Annotated in this window: 25 protein-coding genes and 1 pseudogene; 15 read left to right on the forward strand and 11 right to left on the reverse strand. The window is 47.1% G+C overall.

The features are described from left to right. Position 1: 1 nt before the first annotated feature. Both PSE6802_RS0116650 and PSE6802_RS31215 read left to right on the forward strand, forming a co-directional pair. Positions 2-613 carry a Uma2 family endonuclease gene (locus PSE6802_RS0116650; protein ID WP_019501179.1) on the forward strand — a complete coding sequence of 204 codons (612 nt, stop codon included), beginning with the start codon at positions 2-4 and terminating at the stop codon, positions 611-613. 13 nt (positions 614-626) lie between these two features. After that, on the forward strand, positions 627-1,790 hold the full coding sequence (locus PSE6802_RS31215; protein ID WP_019501180.1) for a hypothetical protein: 1,164 nt from the start codon (positions 627-629) through the stop codon (positions 1,788-1,790). 23 nt (positions 1,791-1,813) lie between these two features. Here PSE6802_RS31215 and PSE6802_RS31220 read toward each other — a convergent pair whose 3' ends face one another. The 5 genes and pseudogenes from PSE6802_RS31220 to rpoD form a co-directional block, all read right to left on the reverse strand. Continuing rightward, positions 1,814-3,283, reverse strand: a complete 1,470-nt coding sequence (locus PSE6802_RS31220) for a tetratricopeptide repeat protein (RefSeq protein WP_019501181.1) — start codon at positions 3,281-3,283, stop codon at positions 1,814-1,816. 144 nt (positions 3,284-3,427) lie between these two features. Further along, complete coding sequence (locus tag PSE6802_RS0116665; RefSeq protein ID WP_019501182.1) at positions 3,428-3,727, reverse strand: helix-turn-helix domain-containing transcriptional regulator; 300 nt, start codon at positions 3,725-3,727, stop codon at positions 3,428-3,430. Then, positions 3,714-4,058 (reverse strand): type II toxin-antitoxin system RelE/ParE family toxin, encoded by a 345-nt coding sequence (locus PSE6802_RS0116670; RefSeq protein ID WP_019501183.1) that lies wholly within the window; start codon positions 4,056-4,058, stop codon positions 3,714-3,716. Before PSE6802_RS0116670 ends, PSE6802_RS0116665 begins: the two co-directional genes overlap by 14 nt. A gap of 18 nt (positions 4,059-4,076) precedes the next feature. Then, positions 4,077-4,719: pseudogene (locus tag PSE6802_RS35870) on the reverse strand (Uma2 family endonuclease). A gap of 69 nt (positions 4,720-4,788) precedes the next feature. Continuing rightward, the gene (gene rpoD, locus PSE6802_RS0116680; RefSeq protein ID WP_019501184.1) at positions 4,789-5,973 is read right to left on the reverse strand and encodes an RNA polymerase sigma factor RpoD; all 1,185 of its coding nucleotides are present in this window, start codon (positions 5,971-5,973) and stop codon (positions 4,789-4,791) included. 333 nt (positions 5,974-6,306) lie between these two features. On the opposite strand from rpoD, the gene PSE6802_RS0116685 reads away from it, so the two are divergent. From PSE6802_RS0116685 to PSE6802_RS0116710, 6 genes are read left to right on the forward strand one after another with little or no spacing between them, the layout of a single operon-like run. Then, positions 6,307-6,882: a DUF2854 domain-containing protein gene (locus PSE6802_RS0116685; RefSeq protein ID WP_019501185.1), complete on the forward strand. Its 576-nt coding sequence runs from the start codon at positions 6,307-6,309 to the stop codon at positions 6,880-6,882. A gap of 20 nt (positions 6,883-6,902) precedes the next feature. Continuing rightward, entirely contained in the window at positions 6,903-7,397 is a 495-nt protein-coding gene (locus tag PSE6802_RS29335) for a GNAT family N-acetyltransferase (protein ID WP_019501186.1), read from the forward strand. Positions 7,398-7,402: 5 nt separating this feature from the next. Then, a complete protein-coding gene (locus PSE6802_RS0116695; protein ID WP_019501187.1) occupies positions 7,403-7,990 on the forward strand; it encodes an L-threonylcarbamoyladenylate synthase in 588 nt (195 codons plus the stop codon). A 27-nt stretch (positions 7,991-8,017) separates the two neighbouring features. Further along, on the forward strand, positions 8,018-8,608 hold the full coding sequence (locus PSE6802_RS0116700) for a zf-TFIIB domain-containing protein (RefSeq protein ID WP_019501188.1): 591 nt from the start codon (positions 8,018-8,020) through the stop codon (positions 8,606-8,608). Positions 8,609-8,617: 9 nt separating this feature from the next. After that, positions 8,618-9,568 carry a branched-chain amino acid ABC transporter permease gene (locus PSE6802_RS0116705; RefSeq protein ID WP_019501189.1) on the forward strand — a complete coding sequence of 317 codons (951 nt, stop codon included), beginning with the start codon at positions 8,618-8,620 and terminating at the stop codon, positions 9,566-9,568. Beyond that, positions 9,565-10,545 (forward strand): branched-chain amino acid ABC transporter permease, encoded by a 981-nt coding sequence (locus tag PSE6802_RS0116710; protein WP_019501190.1) that lies wholly within the window; start codon positions 9,565-9,567, stop codon positions 10,543-10,545. Before PSE6802_RS0116705 ends, PSE6802_RS0116710 begins: the two co-directional genes overlap by 4 nt. A gap of 5 nt (positions 10,546-10,550) precedes the next feature. On the opposite strand, the gene msrB is transcribed toward PSE6802_RS0116710, so the two are convergent. Together msrB and PSE6802_RS0116720 are read right to left on the reverse strand one after the other, a co-directional pair. After that, the gene (gene msrB, locus PSE6802_RS0116715; protein ID WP_026103351.1) at positions 10,551-10,970 is read right to left on the reverse strand and encodes a peptide-methionine (R)-S-oxide reductase MsrB; all 420 of its coding nucleotides are present in this window, start codon (positions 10,968-10,970) and stop codon (positions 10,551-10,553) included. Between the two features lie 205 nt (positions 10,971-11,175). Continuing rightward, a complete protein-coding gene (locus tag PSE6802_RS0116720; protein WP_019501192.1) occupies positions 11,176-11,553 on the reverse strand; it encodes a winged helix-turn-helix transcriptional regulator in 378 nt (125 codons plus the stop codon). A 112-nt stretch (positions 11,554-11,665) separates the two neighbouring features. Between PSE6802_RS0116720 and PSE6802_RS0116725 the strand changes: the two genes are divergently transcribed. The 4 genes from PSE6802_RS0116725 (at position 11,666) to PSE6802_RS0116740 (ending at position 14,509) form a co-directional block, all read left to right on the forward strand. Next, positions 11,666-12,256, forward strand: a complete 591-nt coding sequence (locus tag PSE6802_RS0116725) for an isochorismatase family protein (RefSeq protein WP_019501193.1) — start codon at positions 11,666-11,668, stop codon at positions 12,254-12,256. A 55-nt stretch (positions 12,257-12,311) separates the two neighbouring features. Beyond that, complete coding sequence (locus tag PSE6802_RS0116730) at positions 12,312-12,701, forward strand: YciI family protein (protein ID WP_019501194.1); 390 nt, start codon at positions 12,312-12,314, stop codon at positions 12,699-12,701. A 10-nt stretch (positions 12,702-12,711) separates the two neighbouring features. Continuing rightward, entirely contained in the window at positions 12,712-13,191 is a 480-nt protein-coding gene (locus PSE6802_RS0116735; RefSeq protein WP_019501195.1) for a DUF1772 domain-containing protein, read from the forward strand. Positions 13,192-13,567: 376 nt separating this feature from the next. Next, the gene (locus PSE6802_RS0116740) at positions 13,568-14,509 is read left to right on the forward strand and encodes a metallophosphoesterase (RefSeq protein ID WP_026103352.1); all 942 of its coding nucleotides are present in this window, start codon (positions 13,568-13,570) and stop codon (positions 14,507-14,509) included. Positions 14,510-14,548: 39 nt separating this feature from the next. Here the strand turns inward: PSE6802_RS0116740 and PSE6802_RS0116745 are convergent, their stop codons facing one another. After that, positions 14,549-14,806: a hypothetical protein gene (locus tag PSE6802_RS0116745; protein WP_019501197.1), complete on the reverse strand. Its 258-nt coding sequence runs from the start codon at positions 14,804-14,806 to the stop codon at positions 14,549-14,551. A gap of 87 nt (positions 14,807-14,893) precedes the next feature. On the opposite strand from PSE6802_RS0116745, the gene PSE6802_RS0116750 reads away from it, so the two are divergent. Both PSE6802_RS0116750 and PSE6802_RS0116755 read left to right on the forward strand, forming a co-directional pair. Beyond that, on the forward strand, positions 14,894-15,586 hold the full coding sequence (locus tag PSE6802_RS0116750; RefSeq protein WP_019501198.1) for a type III pantothenate kinase: 693 nt from the start codon (positions 14,894-14,896) through the stop codon (positions 15,584-15,586). 28 nt (positions 15,587-15,614) lie between these two features. Continuing rightward, positions 15,615-16,397 (forward strand): ABC transporter permease, encoded by a 783-nt coding sequence (locus PSE6802_RS0116755; protein ID WP_019501199.1) that lies wholly within the window; start codon positions 15,615-15,617, stop codon positions 16,395-16,397. Positions 16,398-16,463: 66 nt separating this feature from the next. On the opposite strand, the gene PSE6802_RS0116760 is transcribed toward PSE6802_RS0116755, so the two are convergent. Next, a complete protein-coding gene (locus PSE6802_RS0116760; protein WP_019501200.1) occupies positions 16,464-17,120 on the reverse strand; it encodes a calcium-binding protein in 657 nt (218 codons plus the stop codon). A gap of 62 nt (positions 17,121-17,182) precedes the next feature. On the opposite strand from PSE6802_RS0116760, the gene PSE6802_RS34115 reads away from it, so the two are divergent. Continuing rightward, positions 17,183-17,422, forward strand: a complete 240-nt coding sequence (locus tag PSE6802_RS34115; protein WP_019501201.1) for a hypothetical protein — start codon at positions 17,183-17,185, stop codon at positions 17,420-17,422. Between the two features lie 75 nt (positions 17,423-17,497). On the opposite strand, the gene PSE6802_RS29340 is transcribed toward PSE6802_RS34115, so the two are convergent. Both PSE6802_RS29340 and PSE6802_RS0116775 read right to left on the reverse strand, forming a co-directional pair. Continuing rightward, positions 17,498-18,154, reverse strand: coding sequence for a calcium-binding protein (locus PSE6802_RS29340; RefSeq protein ID WP_019501202.1), 657 nt, complete (start codon positions 18,152-18,154; stop codon positions 17,498-17,500). A gap of 191 nt (positions 18,155-18,345) precedes the next feature. Continuing rightward, positions 18,346-20,529 carry a tetratricopeptide repeat protein gene (locus PSE6802_RS0116775; RefSeq protein WP_019501203.1) on the reverse strand — a complete coding sequence of 728 codons (2,184 nt, stop codon included), beginning with the start codon at positions 20,527-20,529 and terminating at the stop codon, positions 18,346-18,348. Positions 20,530-20,697: the final 168 nt, after the last annotated feature.

Raw genomic sequence — 20,697 nt, forward strand, 5'->3', positions numbered from 1 at the left:
CATGATTGCTCAAATCGAAAAAACTCACTATACACCCGAAGAATATCTGGAATTAGAAATTGCTTCAGATGAGCGACATGAATATAATGACGGAGAAATTATTCTAATGACTGGCGGCACCCCCAATCATAACAAACTTGCTCTTAGCTTTGGCGCTATGCTTTTATTCTCGCTAAAGCGTCAGCCCTATGAAGTTTTCGCTACGGATCAACGGCTCTGGGTACCTAGGAAACGCATCTATGCCTATCCTGATGTCATGGTAATGGCGCAACCGATCTCCTATGCTGAAGGTCGCCGCGATACTTTAATCGACCCAATTCTGATTGCTGAAGTTCTTTCCCCATCAACTCGAAACTACGATCGCGGCGATAAATTTATTGCTTATCGCACCATTCCCACCTTTCAGGAATATTTGCTAATCGAGCAATCGAACGTGCATATAGAGCACTACTTCAAAACTGCAACCAGCCGCTGGACATTTGTAGAATACGAAGACATCGATCTCTCAATTCCTCTACAGTCGATAGGCTGTGATGTAGCGATCGCCGATTTGTACGACAAAGTTGAGTTCGAGATTACCGAAGATCCCGATCGAGAATCCATGCCGCAGTGAGAGAGATGTAGATATGGAAGCCTCAATAAGTTACACTTCCAACAGTCAAGCCATATTAGACGGCGATCGCACTGCTCTCTATTTTGCTCCCAATCTCTATCGTCCCCCTGTCAATTTACGCGCTCGCATCAAAGACGTATTGCCGTTTCGCGATGCCATGCTAGCGTTGCGGGACTGTATTGTTTCAGAACTGTACGTCAGCGATCGCGAGATTGCGGATAGACAGAACGATCCGGTAATTACTGTCGCTCCCGATCGCGTCTTTTTTGAGGCTTTTTCGCGGGACGAATCGACCTACGCGCGTTTGTCGCTAAAGGTTGCTGCCCTCACCGAGATAGAAGCCCTGCAACCGGGATGTACCAACATCGATTTTTCCGATAACTTACAACGAGGCTTGCAACAGATGCGCAGCACTCGCCCCACCTACCTGGACGTGCGCCGCGAGGAGGTTGCGGTTCGAGTTAGCGATCGCACTGTGCGCGAAGCCCGCATTGTTTTACCCGATACCTGGGTGCAGGGATTTCTAGAAGTACAATCGGCATTGCGTTTGCCCGCAGTTGCCCTCACCGTTCACCCGCAGGATTTACGCAATCTGCTTGCCTATCTCAAGCAACGCAAAACCAAGATCTCACCGCGCAGTTTGCGCTTTCGGTTGGAACCAGGACAACCGCCAGAAGTCACTGTTGAACCCTGGAACCAGATGTTTTGCTGGCAGCGATCGCAACACGCCGCCAATATCGCCACTGAAATCAGGATATGGGGTCGCCGTCGCCTGTTATTGCTAGAGAAAATCTTGCCGCATCTCAAGCAAGTCCGCGTCCTGTTGCAAGGCACGGGCTTACCGTCGTTTTGGATCGGCGATCTGGGCAATCTCTCTTTTCTACTCGGTCTTTCCGCTTGGACGGCAAGGGACTGGACGGAAACCGAGCCAGATCGTGTAGCGCAACCCACCACCCCCCTATCAGAGTCGCAACGAAACGAACTGCTCCACTTTCTTGCTGGCAAGGTATCCGTGGTACACCATGAAATTACTCTCGCTCTTGGTTGGACGGATGCTGAGGCGATCGCCGGACTGAACGAACTATGCTTGCAGGGGCGCGTGCTCTTAGATCCCGAAACGCTTCATTACTACGTTCGCGACCTATTCCCCGAAACAGCGATCGCTCCTCATGCCTAAAGCAGGCTGTTCTTCGACATGTTTTAGCAGACTAGTTTCAAGTTAATGTGGGTAGTATCGTGACTGGCATTAACAGTTACTATTTGTCCTAACTCTAAAGAGGGGGGAGATTCCATAATGTACACAGCTTGCATCCAACAGGTATCTCGAACAAACGGACTAGTTTCTAAATAGATCTCATCATCTAGCCACAAACCGAACCAAAAAGCGATTGCATGGCAGGTGCCGCTTTGAATAATTGGGACTGACAAATTGCGGGTTTCAGGCTTAATGTCATCACCATCAAAGTCGAACGTAAAAACCTCAAATTGCTCGGACAACGATTGATAAGGGAAATGGCGTACGAACAATTGCAGATATGATGAACGATTGGAGAAAGCATTAAATAAACTCAAGTCGAATCCCGATACATTTTGGACTCTATCCTCATGAAAGATATCTATACTATCAAGTAAGACAGCATAGACAGTTGCAGATTTGGGAATGATTTTGGCATTGGGCTTCAGCAATTCGCTGCGGGCATGGCGAACTGAAGGGACGACGTATTCTGCTAATAGTCCAACATCTAAGATTTCACTTACCAAAACATCAGCAGGTTCTGCTAGATCGCTGCCAATTTTGAGATCGTTGGACATCTTGTTAAACGCTGTGATGCGAGCGCTGTAGCCATTTGCTTGAATGATTTGACGCGCGATATTAGCGATCGGTTTTACTTTCTCGCAGGTATAGACATGGCTAGCTCCTGCCCTTGCTGCCATCATCGCAAGTAAGCCAGAACCAGAACCAATATCTAACACAATAGAATCATCTCCTATTGCTCTTTTCAATGCTCTTTCATAACAATTATTGCGATATTCATCGTTCATCATAGGGAAATGCCAGCGAGGCACAAATTTGACGTAAATTTGGTTCAGCTTTCCCAAGAGGTCAGGCAAATTAGGATTAATACCGAATGCTTTTTCATAACAAGCGATAGCTCCTTCATACATTCCTTGGTTAGCGAGACAGTTGCCGATATTGCAGTAAGCCTCTGCATAGTCAGGATTGCAAGCAATTGCTTTGTTAAAACATTCGATCGCCAGTGAATAGTTGCTGCGGTCGTATTCAATATTTCCTAGCTCTAGATAGGCAACGGCAAATTCAGGATTGATTTCAGTAGCTTTTCTATAAGCAGTTTCTGCTTCTGCTGTCTGTAAATTACCGTGAAGGTAATAACCATAGTGCAGATAGCAGCTTGCATAGTCAGCTTCCATTTCAAGAGTACGTTGATAGTAATCAAAAGCTGCATCCAAAATATTGGCGGTACTTGCCAAAGTATTGGCAGGATCGTAATGATTTGCAGCATATTCGTGGCGAATAGAAATCGCTCGCTCAAACGTAGGGATGGCATTTTCCCACATTTCCTGGCTTACATAGGCATTAGCCAAGCGAAACCAGGCTTCATCATCAAAGGAATGACGTTCAGCAATGTTTTTCAGATCTTCTAGAGACATAAGCATATCGATCTTCTTTCACAAAACAGTTTTGATTTTGGGCAACTTCCTCCACCCAAATACCACGCCGATCGGGTTGAGTTCGTTTAAGAAATATGAAGCTAAGCGATGAGCGTGCTAGAAAGGATTTACTAGATTTTTTAGCTACGCGGCATCTCCTACTGGTATAACTGAAAGCTTAAAGCCTAATTCATTTAATGCTTGAATTAAAACAGGCAGATTTAAATTAGTTGACTGAGAAAGAATATTTTGGATTGCTTCTTGATTCAAGATTGTTGATGAACTGTCTAACATGGCAAGCCTAGCTTCTGCAACATTTCTTAATGCTAAAAGCAATTCATCATAATTACACTCTTCTAACACAGCATCTAAGTAGGCTGCTGCCTCTTGAGGATCTTTTAGAGACTCAATTAAATAAGAATGATAGCTCCTACTCGTTGGCATGTTCGCGTTGCTTGTAGTCAAGCCAAAATTGTTTAGCCTGTAAAATATCGCGTTCTTGAGTGCTTTTGTCTCCACCACATAGTAGCAGAATAATAAGTAGATCGATCTGAGCAAAATATACCCGGTAGCCAGGCCCATAATCAATTTTAAACTCAAACACCCCTCCTCCGACAGAGCGATAATCGCCTAAGTTTCCTAGCTCTATACGATCTAGTCTTTTCCTAATTCTTGCTCTAGCCTCTCGATCTCGTAATGAGCTTAGCCAAGATGAGAATGGAGTTTCTCCCTGGCTTGTTTCGTAGATTCTAAGCTCCTGGGGATGCGATCGCATATTAAACCTGAGGTTTTTCTATACTTGGCATAGTTGGGCAATCGGAATTTGTAGATCGGCAAATGTCAGGGGAGCGATCGCCCCAGAAGTTAATATCAATTCCGTAGTATATTCACCGTTGACCAAATCCCTAAATACAATTAACCGTGCATTATTAAGATCGACAACCCAATATTCCTGGATGCCCGCTTCGGCATAGATCGACTTTTTGCGCCCCAAATCTTTACTCAGTGTGGCTTGGGAAAATTCAATCAGACAGAAGATATCATCGGGATAGGGATGATGTTCGAGATAGAGTTTGCCCAATGGCTTCACAACTGCGATATCTGTTTCTGGTTCGGAATCGTTGGGAAGGGTTACAGGTTTACTGCTCCGGCAACCTGAGATATTACAGGAGATACCGTTGTTTCAAGGAACACTGCTCAAAAAATGTAGGTTCTATTATTGCCGGAGCAATAGCGTCGCGGATTTTAGCGCGATCGCCCAGCAATGTTCTTAGATAATCCGCAACCTCTGTATTGGAGTAAGCATGAGGTACTCCCTCTGACGGCATTAAAACAATTTCTCCCTGCAACAACTCAACGGAGACATCCTGAAACAGACCCTCCTTAATCGCTTGATGGTATCTCTCAACCGTCCATTTATCTGTAGTTACAGCCATAGCCGTTACCTCAACCTTCGCTAACTATTGTTGTTAGGTTGCATCAAAGTTGTACGAACTGAAATTACCCTAGCGAATATATTCCTTCAGAACGCTGTTGCGGTTGGGGTGGCGGAGTTTGCGCAGAGCTTTGGCTTCGATTTGGCGAATGCGCTCGCGGGTAACGTTGAAAATTTGACCGATTTCTTCCAATGTCTTCATGCGTCCGTCGTCGAGACCGTAGCGCAGTTTTAATACATCCCGTTCCCTAGGGCTAAGCGTACCGAGTACGCTTTCTAAATCCTCGCGCAACAGATTCTTAGCAACCTGATCGTCCGGTGTTTCACCGTCGGACTCGATAAAGTCGCCCAGACGCGAATCCTCTTCCTTCCCGATCGGAGTTTCCAGAGAAATTGGCAACTGCGCTGATTTGGCAATAAAGCGCAGCTTTTCAATTGTCATTTCCATACGGGTGGCAATTTCCTCTTCAGTTGGTTTGCGCCCCATTTCCTGCGATAAAAGTTTCGTGGTTTTCTTGATGCGCGAAATGGTTTCGTACAGGTGCACGGGCAGGCGGATCGTGCGCGATTGATCGGCGATCGCTCTGGTAATTGCCTGACGGATCCACCACGTGGCGTAGGTAGAGAACTTATAACCCTTTTCGTGATCGAACTTCTCTGCTGCCCTGATCAGCCCCAAACTGCCCTCCTGGATCAAGTCCTGGAACGACAGACCGCGATTCATGTATTTCTTGGCGATCGATACCACCAGTCGCAGATTGGACTGTACCATCTTGTCTTTGGCACGCCGCCCCGAATGCAAGCGCCGCCGAAAATCGCCCAAGGGCATTTCCATTTCCTTTGCCCAATCCGAATCCTTCACATCTTCGGGATTATCGATTTGCAGTTGGGCAGCAAGCTTCTCGCGGGTTTGCTCCAGAACTAACAGATCGGCAATTTTTCGCGCTAACTCAATTTCTTCATCTGCCCGTAGCAAACGGATACGACCGATTTCTTGCAGGTACAGTCGAATTGAGTCCTCGGTGTAGTGCTTCTTTTTAGCCTGGCTGGCACGCTTTTTCGGGCCTCGGGCTTTACCAGGCTTGCCATCTTCCTCATCCTCGCCGGAAATGTCAATTGCACTGCCAGCTTCCTCTTCATCATCGAGGCTATCATCATCTTTCTCCAGATCTTCTAGATCTAAAGCAGACTCATCATCTCGATCGCTGGGCAACATGGTTTCAATTTCTGCGGGGAAGTTGATGGCTTTGCTCATGCCCGATTCCTCTAGCTCCGTACTTGGTTAAACTGTATGTGTAATTAAACTGACGTAAATAACGATCGAATGGTTGGAGGTAGCACTAGCGATCGCTCAGACGTTAGCGATCTAAATGACCGAAATAAATTCTAGCCTTTAGTTAATCTACTTCTAAGTTAGCAACTAAGATTTTAGATAACTGGTGCCGCTACCCTTAAATATTTCCCTTAATCTTGGCAGATTGTAGCCTCTCTAACGTATAAATTAAGCTGTGGCTGTAGTCATTTCATGACTTGCTTGGCAAAAACTATATAAAAACTGTATTAAGTTAGTTTCGCACTTTTCATTTATATGCTACGACAAATTTCTCTCAGTTCGGTATTTTTGCTAATCGGAATAGCATTAAGTGCGATCGGCGTATATGCCTACGCTACTGGTAATCCTACCCTCAACCTCGCTGGATTTTTCTATGGTATCCCTATTTTACTTGGGGGCGCAGCCCTAAAATCAGCGGAAGTTAAGCCCAGTCAGTTTTTATATCCCTCTTCCGATCTTGCTTTAAAATTGCGCGATACCCAGGCAACACCAACCCAAATAAAGGTGCGCCAGGATGTTACCCGCTATCGCTACGGCATCCGCGCTCACCTGGATGCAGCGTTGGAAAAATTAGGTATGAGTCCTACCAACGAGGAAAGACCGGTTTTAGCTGGTATTTATGAAGAGGTATTTCAAGCCGAGGGGCAACCCGATACCTACAGTTTAGTTTTGCGCTTTCAGTCGCCGCTGATTGGTTTAGAAACATGGCAAGAGAAACAGGAAAAAATTGGTAGATTTTTCGGCCCTGGTGTAATTGCTCAAGTCACCAGACCAGAAGTACAGAGCGAAATTCCCTTAGTCGATCTACGCCTAATCTCAGCAATTAACTGAGTTTTAAATTTTCTAACGGTATGCATGCGATTGAGATCCCAACAAGTAAAGATTTCGAGGCGATCGCAGATCTGAATGTCTCTGCCTACGCAGAATTTGCGCCGTATCTTCAGCCTGGATCGTGGGAAATCATGCAGAAGACCTTGCGCAACATCGCAGAAAGGGCAGAGAGATCGGAGTTTGTAGTCTGTCGTTCTGGCGATAACATCGTCGGCTCGGTTGCTTACTGTCGGGCAGGTAAAGGCGACCCAGCAATTTTTACGCCGGATATGGCTTCGATCCTCGTATTGGCAGTTCACCCGCAGCATCGAGGTAAAGGCATTGCCAAGGTTTTAATCTTGTCATGTATTTCGAGGGCAAAAAGTGACAGAGCGGGTTCGATCGGTCTTTTCACCAATGAACTGATGTTGCCTGCGCAACACATCTATAGGTGCTTGGGTTTTCAGCAAGACCTGGAGTTGCCCAAGCGTTACGGCATAAGGTACTTTCGGTTTGTGCTTTTGTTAGATAGTTAATTGTTATGGCATTAGTGTCGATGGCGGCTTTAGTTGCAGGAGCGCGATCGGGGCGGATAATTAGTTTCCCAACCGATACGGTTCCGGCGATCGCTTCGATTGCAGATCGAGCCGAAGCCATCTTTGCGCTGAAAGAGCGCCCTCAAGATAAGCCCTTGATCTTAATGGCGGCACGACTGGCGGTTTTGCTAGATTTTGTCGATACCGATCGCCCTGCCCTAACAATTTGGCAGCGGTTGGCTTGCGCTAAGCTGCCGGGTGCTTTAACCTTAGTTCTGCCTGCCAACGAACGCGGGAAGCGACTCAATCCTGGTGCAACTACACTGGGGATTCGCATTCCCAAATGCGATGAGGCGATCGCCGTTTTGCAGCAAACTGGCCCTTTGCTCACGACCAGCGCTAACAAAAGTGGCGACCCTCCTCTACGAAAATTAGGAGAAATCGCAGCTTGCTTCCCCCACGTACTCGTTATGCGCGATCGCGACCCAAACGCGATTACTGGTAGCGGCTTACCTTCAACTGTTGTTAAATGGACAGATGATGGTTGGCAAGTGCTAAGGCAGGGACAGGTGAGAATTGATGGTTATTTGTGAGTGTTTGCGATTAGAGGAGTATGAACTATGCACTGCCCTAAACATAAAGAAACTGATTTAAAAGCGACTAGAATCTCTGGCGATCTAGCAGCGCAACAGTGTTCTCAGTGTCAAGGGGTTTGGATACCTGCCCTAGAGTACAGTGCTTGGCAGGCTAAGCAAACTCAGCCATCTGCTAGTAAGCAGTCAATTCCACAGTATCCAGCGTCATTAACGCAATCGTCTAACTTCACACCGTCGGAATTTGATGCTAAAGCAGGCTTTTGCCCGGAGTGCGGTATTTACCTTTCTAGAGCTAAAGTACCCTTAAAAACACCTTTCTACGTGGAACGCTGTCTCAGTTGCAGTGGCATTTGGTGCGATCGCGGTGAATGGGAAGTCTTAGAGAATCTAAACCTGCATACCAACGTGCCGCAGCTATTCTCCAATCAGTGGCAGGCGCACATGCGAGAAATACATCAAGCAGAGATAGAGCGGCAAACATTAATTGATAAATTAGGTGCAGATGTGGCAAACCGCCTGTTTGAGTTGGTAAGCATCCTGGAGAAGCACGAGCACGGTAATTTTGCTGCTGCCTATCTGGTACGACATTTCGATCGCGATAAGGCAAAGAAATAGGCACAAAGCATGGATTTCACTTTATTTTTGCAGCAATTTCTCAATGGCGTGTCAACGGGTAGCGCCTACGCCATTTTTGCTTTGGGCTATACACTGGTATTTTCGATCCTGGGAATTATTAACTTCGCGCACGGTGCCGTGTTTACCCTAGGGGCATATTTTACCTACAGCCTCACTGGAGGGGCATTTGGGTTTAACGGTCTGTTAGCAAATGCCAAATTACCCTTTGCTTTAGATTTCTCGATCGCTCTGTTGCTTGGGAGTATTTTGTCTGGACTGGTCAGTGTAGTAATCGAGCGTCTAGCGTTTCGTCCGTTGCGGCTCAAACAGGCTGACCCCCTACTCACGCTCGTTTCCAGTTTAGGCGTGGCGATCGTAGTTGTAAATTTAATTCAGTACCTGGTCGGATCTGAAAGTTATACCTTCCCCGATAACGTCTATGGAAATTTACCTGCTGCCATCAACTTTGGCACAGAAGCCCGTCCCATCCTGATACGGACAGCGCAATTAGTGGTGTTTGGCGTTTCGGGTATTATGCTGGTAGCTCTGACCTATCTGATTAACTTCACAAGGTTGGGTAAAGCTTTGCGTGCTGTAGCGGAAAATGCTACTACTGCAAGTTTGTTGGGAATTAATACCGATTTCTATATCCTGTTCACTTTCTTTATCTCAGGTTTTTTGGCGGGAGTGGCAGGTACGCTATTAGGTACCAGCGTTGGGATTCCTGGCCCCTACTTTGGTGTTAGTTACGGCCTTAAAGGACTGGCTGTAATCGTATTGGGCGGTTTAGGTAGTATTCCAGGTGCGGTATTGGGTGGAATTGTTATCGGTCTAATTGAAGCATTTGTCCCCGCCGACTATTCCGCCTACAAAGACGCTGTGGCATTTGCCGTGTTATTTCTAATGTTGTTAGTTAGACCCCAGGGTCTGTTAGGGCGCAGTTTTGCGCAGAAAGTATGATTGAATTTTTGAACACCTACGGCACCGTCATTGTTTCCATGGTTTTTGGGGCAATTTTGGGACTTTCTGTCTATTTGCCGCTGATGGCAGGGCAGTTATCGCTGGCAACACCTGGATTTTATGCCTTGGGTGGCTACATTTCAGCTATCCTCTCAACTAAATATTTCCTCACGCCGGATGGCAATCCACTCAACCCATTCCCGATGCCGCTATTGCTCCTGGAAATGCTTTTAGCAGTAGTAGTTTCCGCGATCGTCGCGATATTGCTGGGTATTCCCGTGCTGCGGTTGCGGGGTATTTATCTGGCGATCGCCACGATCGCGTTTGTTGAGGTCTTGCGCTTCCTTTGTCAAAATTTAGAAATTACCGGCGGTGCGATCGGCATACCAGGAATTCCCCAGCCATTTAATTCGCAGATCGATTACCTCTGGGTAGCGCTGCCCCTATTAATCTTGAGTATGTTCTTTATCTATCGCTTGGAACGCATTCGAGTTGGCCGCGCCCTCACTGCAATCCGCGAAGATGAGCTAGCCGCTGGCGCAATGGGAATCAATCCCGCCTACTACAAGGTACTTTCCTTTACGTTGGGAGCGATTTTAGCTGGTGCCGTAGGAGCCGTTAGCGCTCATTTTCTCAATACTTGGAATGCCAAGCAGGGGACGTTTGACGCTAGTATCACCTACCTGGCATTTGTGCTAATCGGTGGCTCGCGCACGTTCGTCGGCCCTGTCATTGGCGGTATGGTGCTCACGGCTTTACCGGAAGCTTTAAGGGCGATCGCTGGAGTCAGTGGTATTCCTATCTGGTTATCTCAGTTTCTGCGCGATGGTCGGTTTATCATTTTCGGTTTGCTGATCGTGTTGGGTAGCATTTTCTACCCGCAAGGCATCATTACGCCCGACTTACCAAGCAAAATCAAGCAATTAGTACAAATGAGCTTGGCACTCTTTAAACCCAAGGTAAAGTCGAGCAAGTAATTCAACTATTCGGATTCGGCCTCGGGCACAAATTTCATAGCTACACCGTTCATGCAATAGCGCTGGCTGGTGGGTGCGGGGCCGTCGTCAAATACGTGACCCAGGTGTCCCCCACAACGGCGGCAATGTACTTCGGTACGAGTCATGAATAAAGAGCGATCTACTGACGTAGCGATCGCGCCTTCAATCGGCTCGAAGAAGCTCGGCCAACCCGTACCGCTATTAAATTTGGTGTCGGATTTAAACAGGGGCAGATCGCACCCTGCACAGAAGTAAGTACCTTTGCCATACTGCTTATCCAGGGGACTGGTGCGAGCGCGTTCCGTACCGTGTTTGCGCAACACCTGAAACTGTTCCGGCGTTAAAATTTCTTGCCATTCCGCCTCAGTCTTAGCGACTTCAAATTCTTCGTTAACTTTCCCCATTGCGATTGGCACCCCTATATTAGTAATTAATCTCTCAGACAAATTTAGCTTTTTAACGCCACAAATTATTCAATCTAAGGTCATATTTTGGGAAAAGACAGTAAGTCTTATACGTATGTTCTACTGCTTTAGTTATTAGTTCTGACAATGAACAATTCCTGCTAATGCTCAAGAGCAAAACCATTGAAACGATCGTAATTCTTGATTATTCTTCGATTCTGTCGTAATTCGCTCTTGCCTCTTCTACGGCTTGAAAATTAGCAGTTGACCATTCACATAGGCTCTTTAGAACTTGATTCAGCGTTTGTCCGAGCGGCGTTAGGGAATATTCGACCATTGGCGGGACAACGGGATAAACTTTGCGAGAAACTAGTCCGTTTCGCTCCAAATCCCGTAGAGTTCGTGTGAGCATCCGTTGAGAAATATCACCAATCTCGCGCTGAAGTTCACCATAGCGTTTTGTACCGTGAGACAGCACATATAGTGCTGCTACAACCCATTTATCGGCAATCAAGTCGAGCGTTTGGCGCAGATAGGGATGAGCGTCAAGTAGAGCAGGAGTCGAATCTTTGGATTTACGCATACATTTTTGTGTGTATAGCACTATTTTGTGTCTACTTGCGAATTTGAAGATACACGCAATATAGTTGATTTACGCTAAAAAAACAAAGAGGTTCAATTAAGGGATCGATACCATGAATACGATTTTCAAACATGAAGAAACTGCACTAGTGTTGATCGATCATCAAATTGGAACTATGCAGCTAATCAAGAATATTTCACTGGATGTAGTTAAAAGGAATGTGCTTGCCTTAGCTAAGACTGCCAGCATCTTGAATATACCTGTCGTGCTGACCAGTAGTCAGGAAGAAAACATTCAAGGAGCGCTACTGCCAGAACTACAAGATATTGTGCCAGAGGCTTTTGCTACGAGAGTTAAACGAGCAGGAATCGTTAATGCCTGGACTGACTCCAACTTCAGAGATGCTGTTGCTAAGACAGGTCGCAAGAATTTGATTATGGCAGGTGTCACAACCAGTGTTTGCCTTGTATTTCCAGCGATTGATGCTGTCAGTGCTGGGTTCAGTGTTCAAGCCGTGATGGATGCTTCTGGTTCACCCTCTGATTTAGCAGAAGAAATGTCACGTCGGCGCATGGAAAACGCTGGAGTCGTCCTAACTGCCACGGACACAATTATGGCTGAACTAGCTCAAGACTGGAGTACTCCAACTGGACAGCAAATTATTCAGGTCATGTTTCAAAACGTTCTGCCTTCTATTCACTAAATGGTTTCACATCTGATTGTTTCCCGTATCGAATTGAAGTTAGGAGCAAGATTGTATGAATTTCTCCCGTATTGAAGCCAGCAAGATCGTCGAGAGTTCTGCACCCTCATTGCGGCTGCAATTGTATGTTGTAACTTCAACAGCCAACAGCCTCGATGCAGTAAAGCAGAATCTCCCAGAACATCGAGCTTATTTGAGAGATCTTGAAGATCGCAATGTTTTGTTTGGAGCAGGACCGCTCTGGACAGATGACGGACAATATTTTGAAGGTGATGGCATGTTGATTTATCGAGCAACATCTGTAGAAGAAGCAACTGCGATCGCACAAGCCGATCCGATGCACACAAGCGGCGCACGTACTTTCAAAGTCCGTCCTTGGTTACTCAATGATGGCAGCATCACCATTCGCGTTACTCTCTCAGAACCGCAACGTAGCGTTATTTAAGGATTTAGTCATGTTCAAGCTTGCGAGACTTTTCAACTTACTTTCTGTAATTGCCCTCAGTTTATTTTGTGGTGCTTTCCTCTTCATTGCCCTAGTGGTAGTCAAATTTTGGCAAGCCGTAGAACCCGATGTTTTTCTCAATTGGATGAGCGATCATTTCTTTCGGTTTCCAGTACTCATGCTTCCGTTAAATCTAGTTGCTTTGGTGCTAACGATCGCAGCATTCGGCACGGGTTGGAAATCCTCAAGCCGATTCAATTTGGGACTCAGTGCAATCTGCATCTTCATCTGTACGCTCACATTTCCGATCTACTTCGCAGGTGCAAATGCCGAATTCTTAAATCGTCAGCTTGCACTGTCTCAGATTGCGAGTGCGATCGGTACTTGGGCACTATGGCATTGGATTAGAACTGGACTCGCATTGATAGCACTCATCTTGGCCAGTTTTGCCTTATTTCAGCAATCGCCAAGCCTGGAGGATGTATCGTGAGTACCAACAATTACAGATAGCATTTCTCTTAATGATTCAAGGTATATAGTGTTTTTCAATTGAGAACAGGTTTGATTGACGGGGTGAAGGGGTTCCACCCCTTCTTGGGGGCAACGCCCCCAAACCCCCTTCTCGTTTTCATCTGAAAACCGCTATAGGTCAATTGGCACAGACCGATTATCCAAACCAAAAACAGGGAGCAACTTTACCTGAAATAACTGTCCTTGTCAGCATCAGAACCTACACTCAGGACAAGACCTCATGGGTAAGGTGGGCAATGCCCACCTTACAATGACGTTGAATAACATGGGTAGCGATCGCCATTCTGCCATAATGCCTTTACAATAAAACGGTTAACTTAGAGGTTGCGCTTTATATGTCTATGAGACGCAGACAAATGCTATTACTAGTCGGCACCGGACTGGGGGCTGCTGTTGCTGGGGGCACGATCGCCAAGTTGATTAGCCCTGGCTCGGAGTCTAAATCCGCCAACAGCCCCGATCCGCAAAGCTCTTATACTGCCAAAGCCGAGAATGTTAGCACCAGGGGTAACGAGCAAACCCCATTACTCAGATTTACCGCGATCGCCGATACGGGTACGGGTGACTTTGGGCAATACGCCGTTGCAGATGCAATGGCAAAATACTACGAAGCAAAACCCTATCCATTGGTAATTTTAGCTGGAGATAATATCTATCCCAATGGCGAGATCGAGCGAGTCAAGAGCGTATTTGAGGAACCTTACAAACCACTACTATCAAAGGGCGTGGAATTTCACGCCGTACTCGGCAACCACGACATTATTACCGATAACGGCGTACCTCAGATCGAATACAAGCCTTTCCACATGCCAGATCGCTACTACACATTTCGTCAGGGATCGGTACAGTTTTTTGGGATCGATACCAATGTTAACAGCCCTTGGAAGAAACAGTTAGCCTGGTTAGAGGAAAGCCTGGCTGCCAGCGATGCCCCCTGGAAGATCGTATTTGGGCATCATCCCATCTACTCCTCTGGGTTCTATGGCAATACCCAAGCTTTCATCGACGATCTTTCTCCACTATTTGCGAAATATAACGTTCAACTCTATCTGTGCGGGCACGATCATAACTACGAGCGCTCGAAGGATATCAAAGGCACGACCTATATCGTGCATGGTGGCGGCGCTCACACTCGTTCCGTGGGAAAATCTGCAACCACTGCCTACGCGATCGCCAAGCGCAGCTTTGTAGCATTGGAAGTCTACGAGAAACGGATCGTGACGGAAGCGATCGGCACGGATGGAAAAGTATTCGATCGCGGTGAGATACTTCTATAGTAATCCTATCTGAGTTGTAAAATCCCCTCTCAAAATACTTCAAAACATTTCCACACTAGATGAGAATATTGGCTCGACATGAATAGCGTTAACGCGCTTGGGACGCACGAATAGGATTTCATTATCAGCTTTCATGGGCATCAGTAGCAGGTCGTCATCTTCGGCTTTGGGCTTAAACTTAGATGCGTACCAGGTTTTGACTTCCTCGATCGTATTAAAGCGCATATGTGCGACGTGATTTCCTTCGAGCATCAGATGCACAATATATTCGTCAGGCTTTCTGGGTTCTCTAGGCATAATAATGGTGGAAAATGATGTTAGGTCATATTATGCCTAATTATGCCCAAAAGTACCTGAAGTAAATGAATATTTAAAAGCTGTTTGATGACCAAAGAAACATGGCTGGCGATCGCAATCGGTAATACTCACATTCGTGCTGCTATTTTTAGCGGTACGGAAATATCAGTGGAATATGTCAAGCCACATATAGAACTCGATGAGTTAGAGTACGAATTAGATCGGTACTCCTACGATCGGATTTTGATCGCTTCGGTTGTGCCAGACGTGGTCACGCCGTGGCATGGACTCGCGCACACCCAGATCGTTTCCAGCCAGTTGGTACCGATCGGAGGCATCTATAAAACGTTTGGAGTAGATCGCGCCTTGGTGGCACTGGGGGCGGGTGTTACCTATGGTTATCCCGTTTTAGCGATCGATGCTGGAACATCGCTAACACTGACTGGCATTGATGCTACGCCTGCTTTAGTCGGAGGGGCAATTTTACCTGGGTTGCACGCCCAGTTTAAATGCTTGCGTCTCAATGCAGCATTATTACCCTTAGCTAACCCTCCCAGCGAACTGCCGACTTTGTGGGCGAATGACACGATCGCATCCATGCAAAGCGGTGTTGTCAATACTGTAGTAGCAGGGTTGAAGCGCTTCATCATTGATTGGCAAAAACAGTTTCCTCGCACGCCAGTCATTATCACGGGCGGTGAAGGCGAATATATCCAGAGTTATCTGCAGGGTGGCAAACTGGATAAGAGGTTGATTTTTTGGGGTATGCGATCGCTCTAAGATCGAGATCGAGCAATGGAGACAAAAAATGCAGAGATACTGGCGGACGTTAAGGTTATTCTGGAGTACGGCGATCGCAGCAGAGATGGAATACCGTCTTAATTTTGTCCTGGCGGCAGTAAGTAGTTTGGGCAGCCTTGTTGGGAGCTTATTCGGTCTATTTCTGTTTTATCGAACCGGCTATACATTTTCCGGTTGGCAATGGGAAGAAGCTTTAGTAGTACTGGCAGTTTTCACAATTTTGCAAGGATTTGCTGCTACTTTCCTCATCCCCAATCTCAGCCGCATTGTCGATCGCGTCCAGCAGGGAACCTTGGATTTTGTTTTACTCAAACCAATTAGCAGCCAATTCTGGCTATCAACACATACTATTTCACCTTGGGGCCTACCGGATTGTATTTTTGGGTTAATTATCTTGGGTTACGCTGGTACGAAACTGCATTTGGGAATTGCTAGCTATCTATTTGGTGCTATCCCTTTGCTATTAGGATTTCTCAGCCTCTACAGCATTTGGTTTATGCTGGGCGCTACCAGTATTTGGTTTGTCAAAATCTATAACGTTACAGAAGTTCTCAGAGGCTTTTTAGAGGCAGGACGCTTTCCTATGGTTGCCTACCCTACTTCCTATCGCTTCTTTTTTACCTTTGTAATTCCCGTCGCATTTTTAACGACGGTGCCGTCTGAAACTTTGCTGGGTCGGGGTGAAATTATCTGGATACTGGGAGCCGCTATTCTAGCCGGATCGCTTTTCTTTGCTTCGCGAATATTTTGGGGCTTCGCATTGCGTTTCTATACCAGTGCTTCCAGTTAGAACTAACCAAAACGGACAGGCTAAAATTGCAAACCTGCCCGTCTTGATGCTGCGATCGCGCGCAATTTAGTCTGGAGCGCTGGTAAAACGCCCAGCTAATTGACCTGGAGTAAAATTCAAAACAACGCCCAGGAAGTCACCAGTTGTACCAATTCTAATCAGCGTGTCAGCCGCAGTAAATGGCAGGCTGCCACCACCAGAAACTAGAGAGATACCAGATTCAGTGAGACCACCAGTAAGGCCGATCAGATCGCCACCCTGACCAAAATCGAGAATTTGATCCGCTAGCGCTGCGTTAGCTATCGCCGTATCGGTTCGGAGTACAAAAACATCGTCTCCACCACCTCCGATCAGAAAATCCTGACCGAAATCGCCGTAGAGAAAATCGTTACCATCGTCACCGTTCAAACCGTCACTGCCCTGACCGCCGCGCACTATATCGTCACCAGCATTACCACCAACATTATCGTCTCCTAAGTTACCGTTAACCAGGTCGTTGCCGTCGCTACCAGTCAGAAAGTCGTTTTGTTGACCCCCTCGAATGGTATCGTTGCCACCACGACCGTCAATGACGTCGTTTCCCAGGTTGCCGTTGATATCTTCGTCATCGCCTGAGCCACTAACCGTATCGTCACCCCCTAAACCCCTTACCGCACGACCAGCCACCTCACCTGGTGCAAACGTACGGTTATCTGGACCATCAGTTAAATCGAAAAAATCCATAGCCAATCTCCCTGGAACTTATACACAACTGCAAGTAGATCTGTCTCTGTGAGTACAGCGGGATGCAATTCCTGTATCCCATGCCAAATCCGATATTGCTAGTGTATATAAGCTATCCTGCTCTTGACCCAACACAAGCAAATAACCTAAAAATTTCAGGATTTAAGCATGAAGATCGCGAAAAGCCAAGAACATTTGATTTCTTGGCTCATACCAAATCCGCATTAATTACCCCTAAGATTGCCTGGCGACTGGAAGTCGCGGCGACACCAACAAAGTCCGCCTGCGCGGACTTCGAGTAACAAGGGGTTAGCAAACCAGGATTTGGCATCAAAACTAAATTGGGTTGATGGGTATGGGTATTACGTCACACCAAACTAACCTGGAGCGTTGGTAAAGCGTCCGGTCAATAAACCAGGTGTAACGTTGAGTACTACACCTAAGAAATCGCCGCCTGTGCCAATTCTGATCAGCGTATCAGACGCAGAAAATGGTAGGCTGCCACCACCAGAAACCAGAGAGATACCTGCTTCGGTAAGACCGGCAGTAAGACCGATCTGGTCAATGCCATTGCCAAAATCATTAATTACATCGGCAAAGGCAGGATTAGCTACAGCAGTACCAGTTCTGAGGACAAACACATCATTGCCCGCACCTCCGGTAAGGAAATCCGTGCCAAAGTCGCCGTAGAGGAAATCGTTACCATCATCGCCGAAGACAGAGTCATTATCCTGCCCCCCGCGCACGATGTCATCGCCGCCACCACCAAAAACGCTATCGTTACCCAAGTTGCCGTTACACGGATCGTTACCATCATTGCCATTTATGATGTCGTTCTCTCTTCCGCCTAGAAGAGTATCGTTGCCGCCGCCACCACTAAGTATGTCGTTCCCAGTATTACCGTTGATATCTTCGGCATCAGCCGAGCCGTTTATCGTATCGTTACCGCCTAAACCACGAACTGAAGCGCCTGCGAGTTGGCCGGGTGCAAATGTACGGTTATCGGGGCCTTCAGTCAAATCAAAAAATGCCATAGATCTTGAACTCCTTACAATTTGCTTTGACAGGTTAGCCGAGCTTTCGCATAACCGCAAGACCCTGGGAAACAAGTTTGAATTAATCCCATGCCCAATGCTTGCCAGCCAACCACCGCGCTATTGACGCGCAGCGATCGAATAAGTTCGCGGAAGTTCGCAATTTACCCCAAAGAATTTCTGCCGAAGATTTAATTGGCTTTGACCAGGGTACTATGCAGCTTGCGCAAGCTATACATGGCCTGCACTTGTTCGTCGCGATCGCCGCTTTTCTTCGCAATCTCCAGCCACTGCTGGTAGCAAGAAATTGCCATGCGATGGTTGTCAAGCTCTCTATAACCATGCCCCAGCCCTTTAAGCGCCGACATCTGTAAATGTTCGTTCCGCAGTTGGCGGGCGAGGTTGAGCGCTTGTTGGTGATATTCGATCGCCGTTTGTTCTAGTCCTTGGGCACTGTAGGCAAAACCCAAGGCAATCAAAGCATTCGTCTCTTTTTCGTAATTCCCCACAACTCTTGTAATGCCTAGGTATCGCTGCTGGCAATCTATGGCAGCCTGGTAATCGCCTAATTTATAGTAGGCGCTGCCCAGGTTGCCGAGAATACTGATTTCTCTAGCCTGGCGATCGCTCTCTGGTGGGGTACTGAGGAATTTTTGATAATAGCTAATGGCGGTGCGATACTGCCGCAGCGCGTAGTAGATATTACCCAAGCTACAGAGTGCGGCTGTTTGTGCCTGCCAATCCTGCTGCTCGCCCGATCGCATTAAGAATTGCTGGAAATACTTAATCGCAGTTTGGTACTGCCACATAGCTTGATAGGTCAGACCCAGCCCGTACAGCACCGAAAGCTCTAGATCGGGGCGATCGAGTTGAGGCACCAGCTTCAGTGCCATTTCGTAGAACTCAACTGCGGCATCTAGATCGCCGAGATAATAACTAGCGCCACCGCAATTGTGCAAAATTTGCCAGTGGCGATAGGGATCGCTGACTTTACTGCCACCGTTACGCCAGTTGTTGGGTAGCAGTTGTCTGTGCAGTTCCAGTATTAATGGCAATTCACCTATTTCTTTCAAGTAGTGCCAATCCGTATAGCGAATTACTTCCGATGCGGCATCCCAATCTTCGATCGCGCAGGCATCGCGATATTGCTTGAGCAGTGGTTTGAGATCCTGGCGCTCGGATTGCTCGCGTTCGGGAATGACTCGCAGCGCGATCGCCGCTACCTCAGGAGCAGGTTGTTTTAACAGATCGTCCTCTGCTAATGCCTCTAAATGCTCTAACGGTAGTTCGGCTACATCATCATGTTCTAACGGCAGTTCAGTTCCATCTTCCTCCTCCCACATACCCTCAACCGTGGGTCGATCGGTAGTTTTGGTTGGGCGCTCTCTGCTCTCAATCTCTTCCTCTGGGGACTCGCCCACTAAAGGTGTGGGGATAATATTTGGTTCCGACTCATTCAACTCAGCCAGGACAGCTTGGAGGGCTTCGAGCGTCAGACTAGCGGCATCTTGAGCTTTTTGCGGACTATCTTTTTGCGGGCTAGTTGCGATCGCATCTTTAGCTTGAGGCTCAGTTTTTGAAGGTTGTGCTGCAGGAGGTTTAGATGCAACGGTTTTAACCGACTGAACAGGATCTGCCGATTTGGTAGGCTGAACGGGTTCGACGACTTGGACAGGTGCAATAGGTTCGCTCGGCGCTGGTTTAACAGGTTCGACAGGTTTAGTAGGCTGAACAGGCTCGACAACTTTGGCAGACGCAATAGGCTTCACAGGTTCCGATTTAGCTGATGCGACTGGTTCGATCGGTTCCCCAGATTTAGCTGATGCAACAGGCTTAGCGGGTTCTGGTCGAACTGATGCCACCGACCCCGTTGGAGTAAATGGTTCGACGACATCATCAGATTCCTCATCATCATCGATCTCAGGCTCCTCGATCGCATTCACGGGTACAAATTTTTTGCGCGGCAGGGCATCAACACTGCCAGGGGCATTAAAGTTCTTAAATAAGTGAGATGCCAATCGCGGGATAGAAGTGCTTTGAGTTAGGCTTGGTTCTTCCACAGGAGCGGGTTGGGTGGTAGGGGGCGCAACTCTGGCTGCTGCAATCGGCTTTGTCTCAGAAGCCAGAGGCGCTGATGACATTGACTCCAAATCCTTTGGTGCTATCCTTGCAACTTTTTGCCACTCCAGATCCAGCTTTTGACAGATACGCTGAAAGTTCTCAGAGTCGATTGGGCGGCCATTAAAAAAGTCGCTAACCTTACGAGTCGAAAGTCCTAGCTCAGCCGCAAATGCTTTCTGCGTGCTGAAATGGCGATCTAGAGCTAACTTAGCCCTACGGAGCCAATTGGATGAAACTTTAAGGGTTTGAGTCATGACTTAATTTGGCGGATAAGGCGGATAAATACTGACAATGGCAAAAATCGAAACGTGTTTCTTGAGTCTTCATTTGAGTCTATTTTAGAAATAACCCGATTGGGCGATCGCACTCTCGAGAATATTCGCAAACCTGAAAATTTAGAATTATCATTAAAGCAGCGTTGA

Origin of the sequence: Pseudanabaena sp. PCC 6802, from assembly GCF_000332175.1 — a bacterium.
In the GTDB taxonomy this organism is placed as follows: domain Bacteria; phylum Cyanobacteriota; class Cyanobacteriia; order Pseudanabaenales; family Pseudanabaenaceae; genus PCC-6802.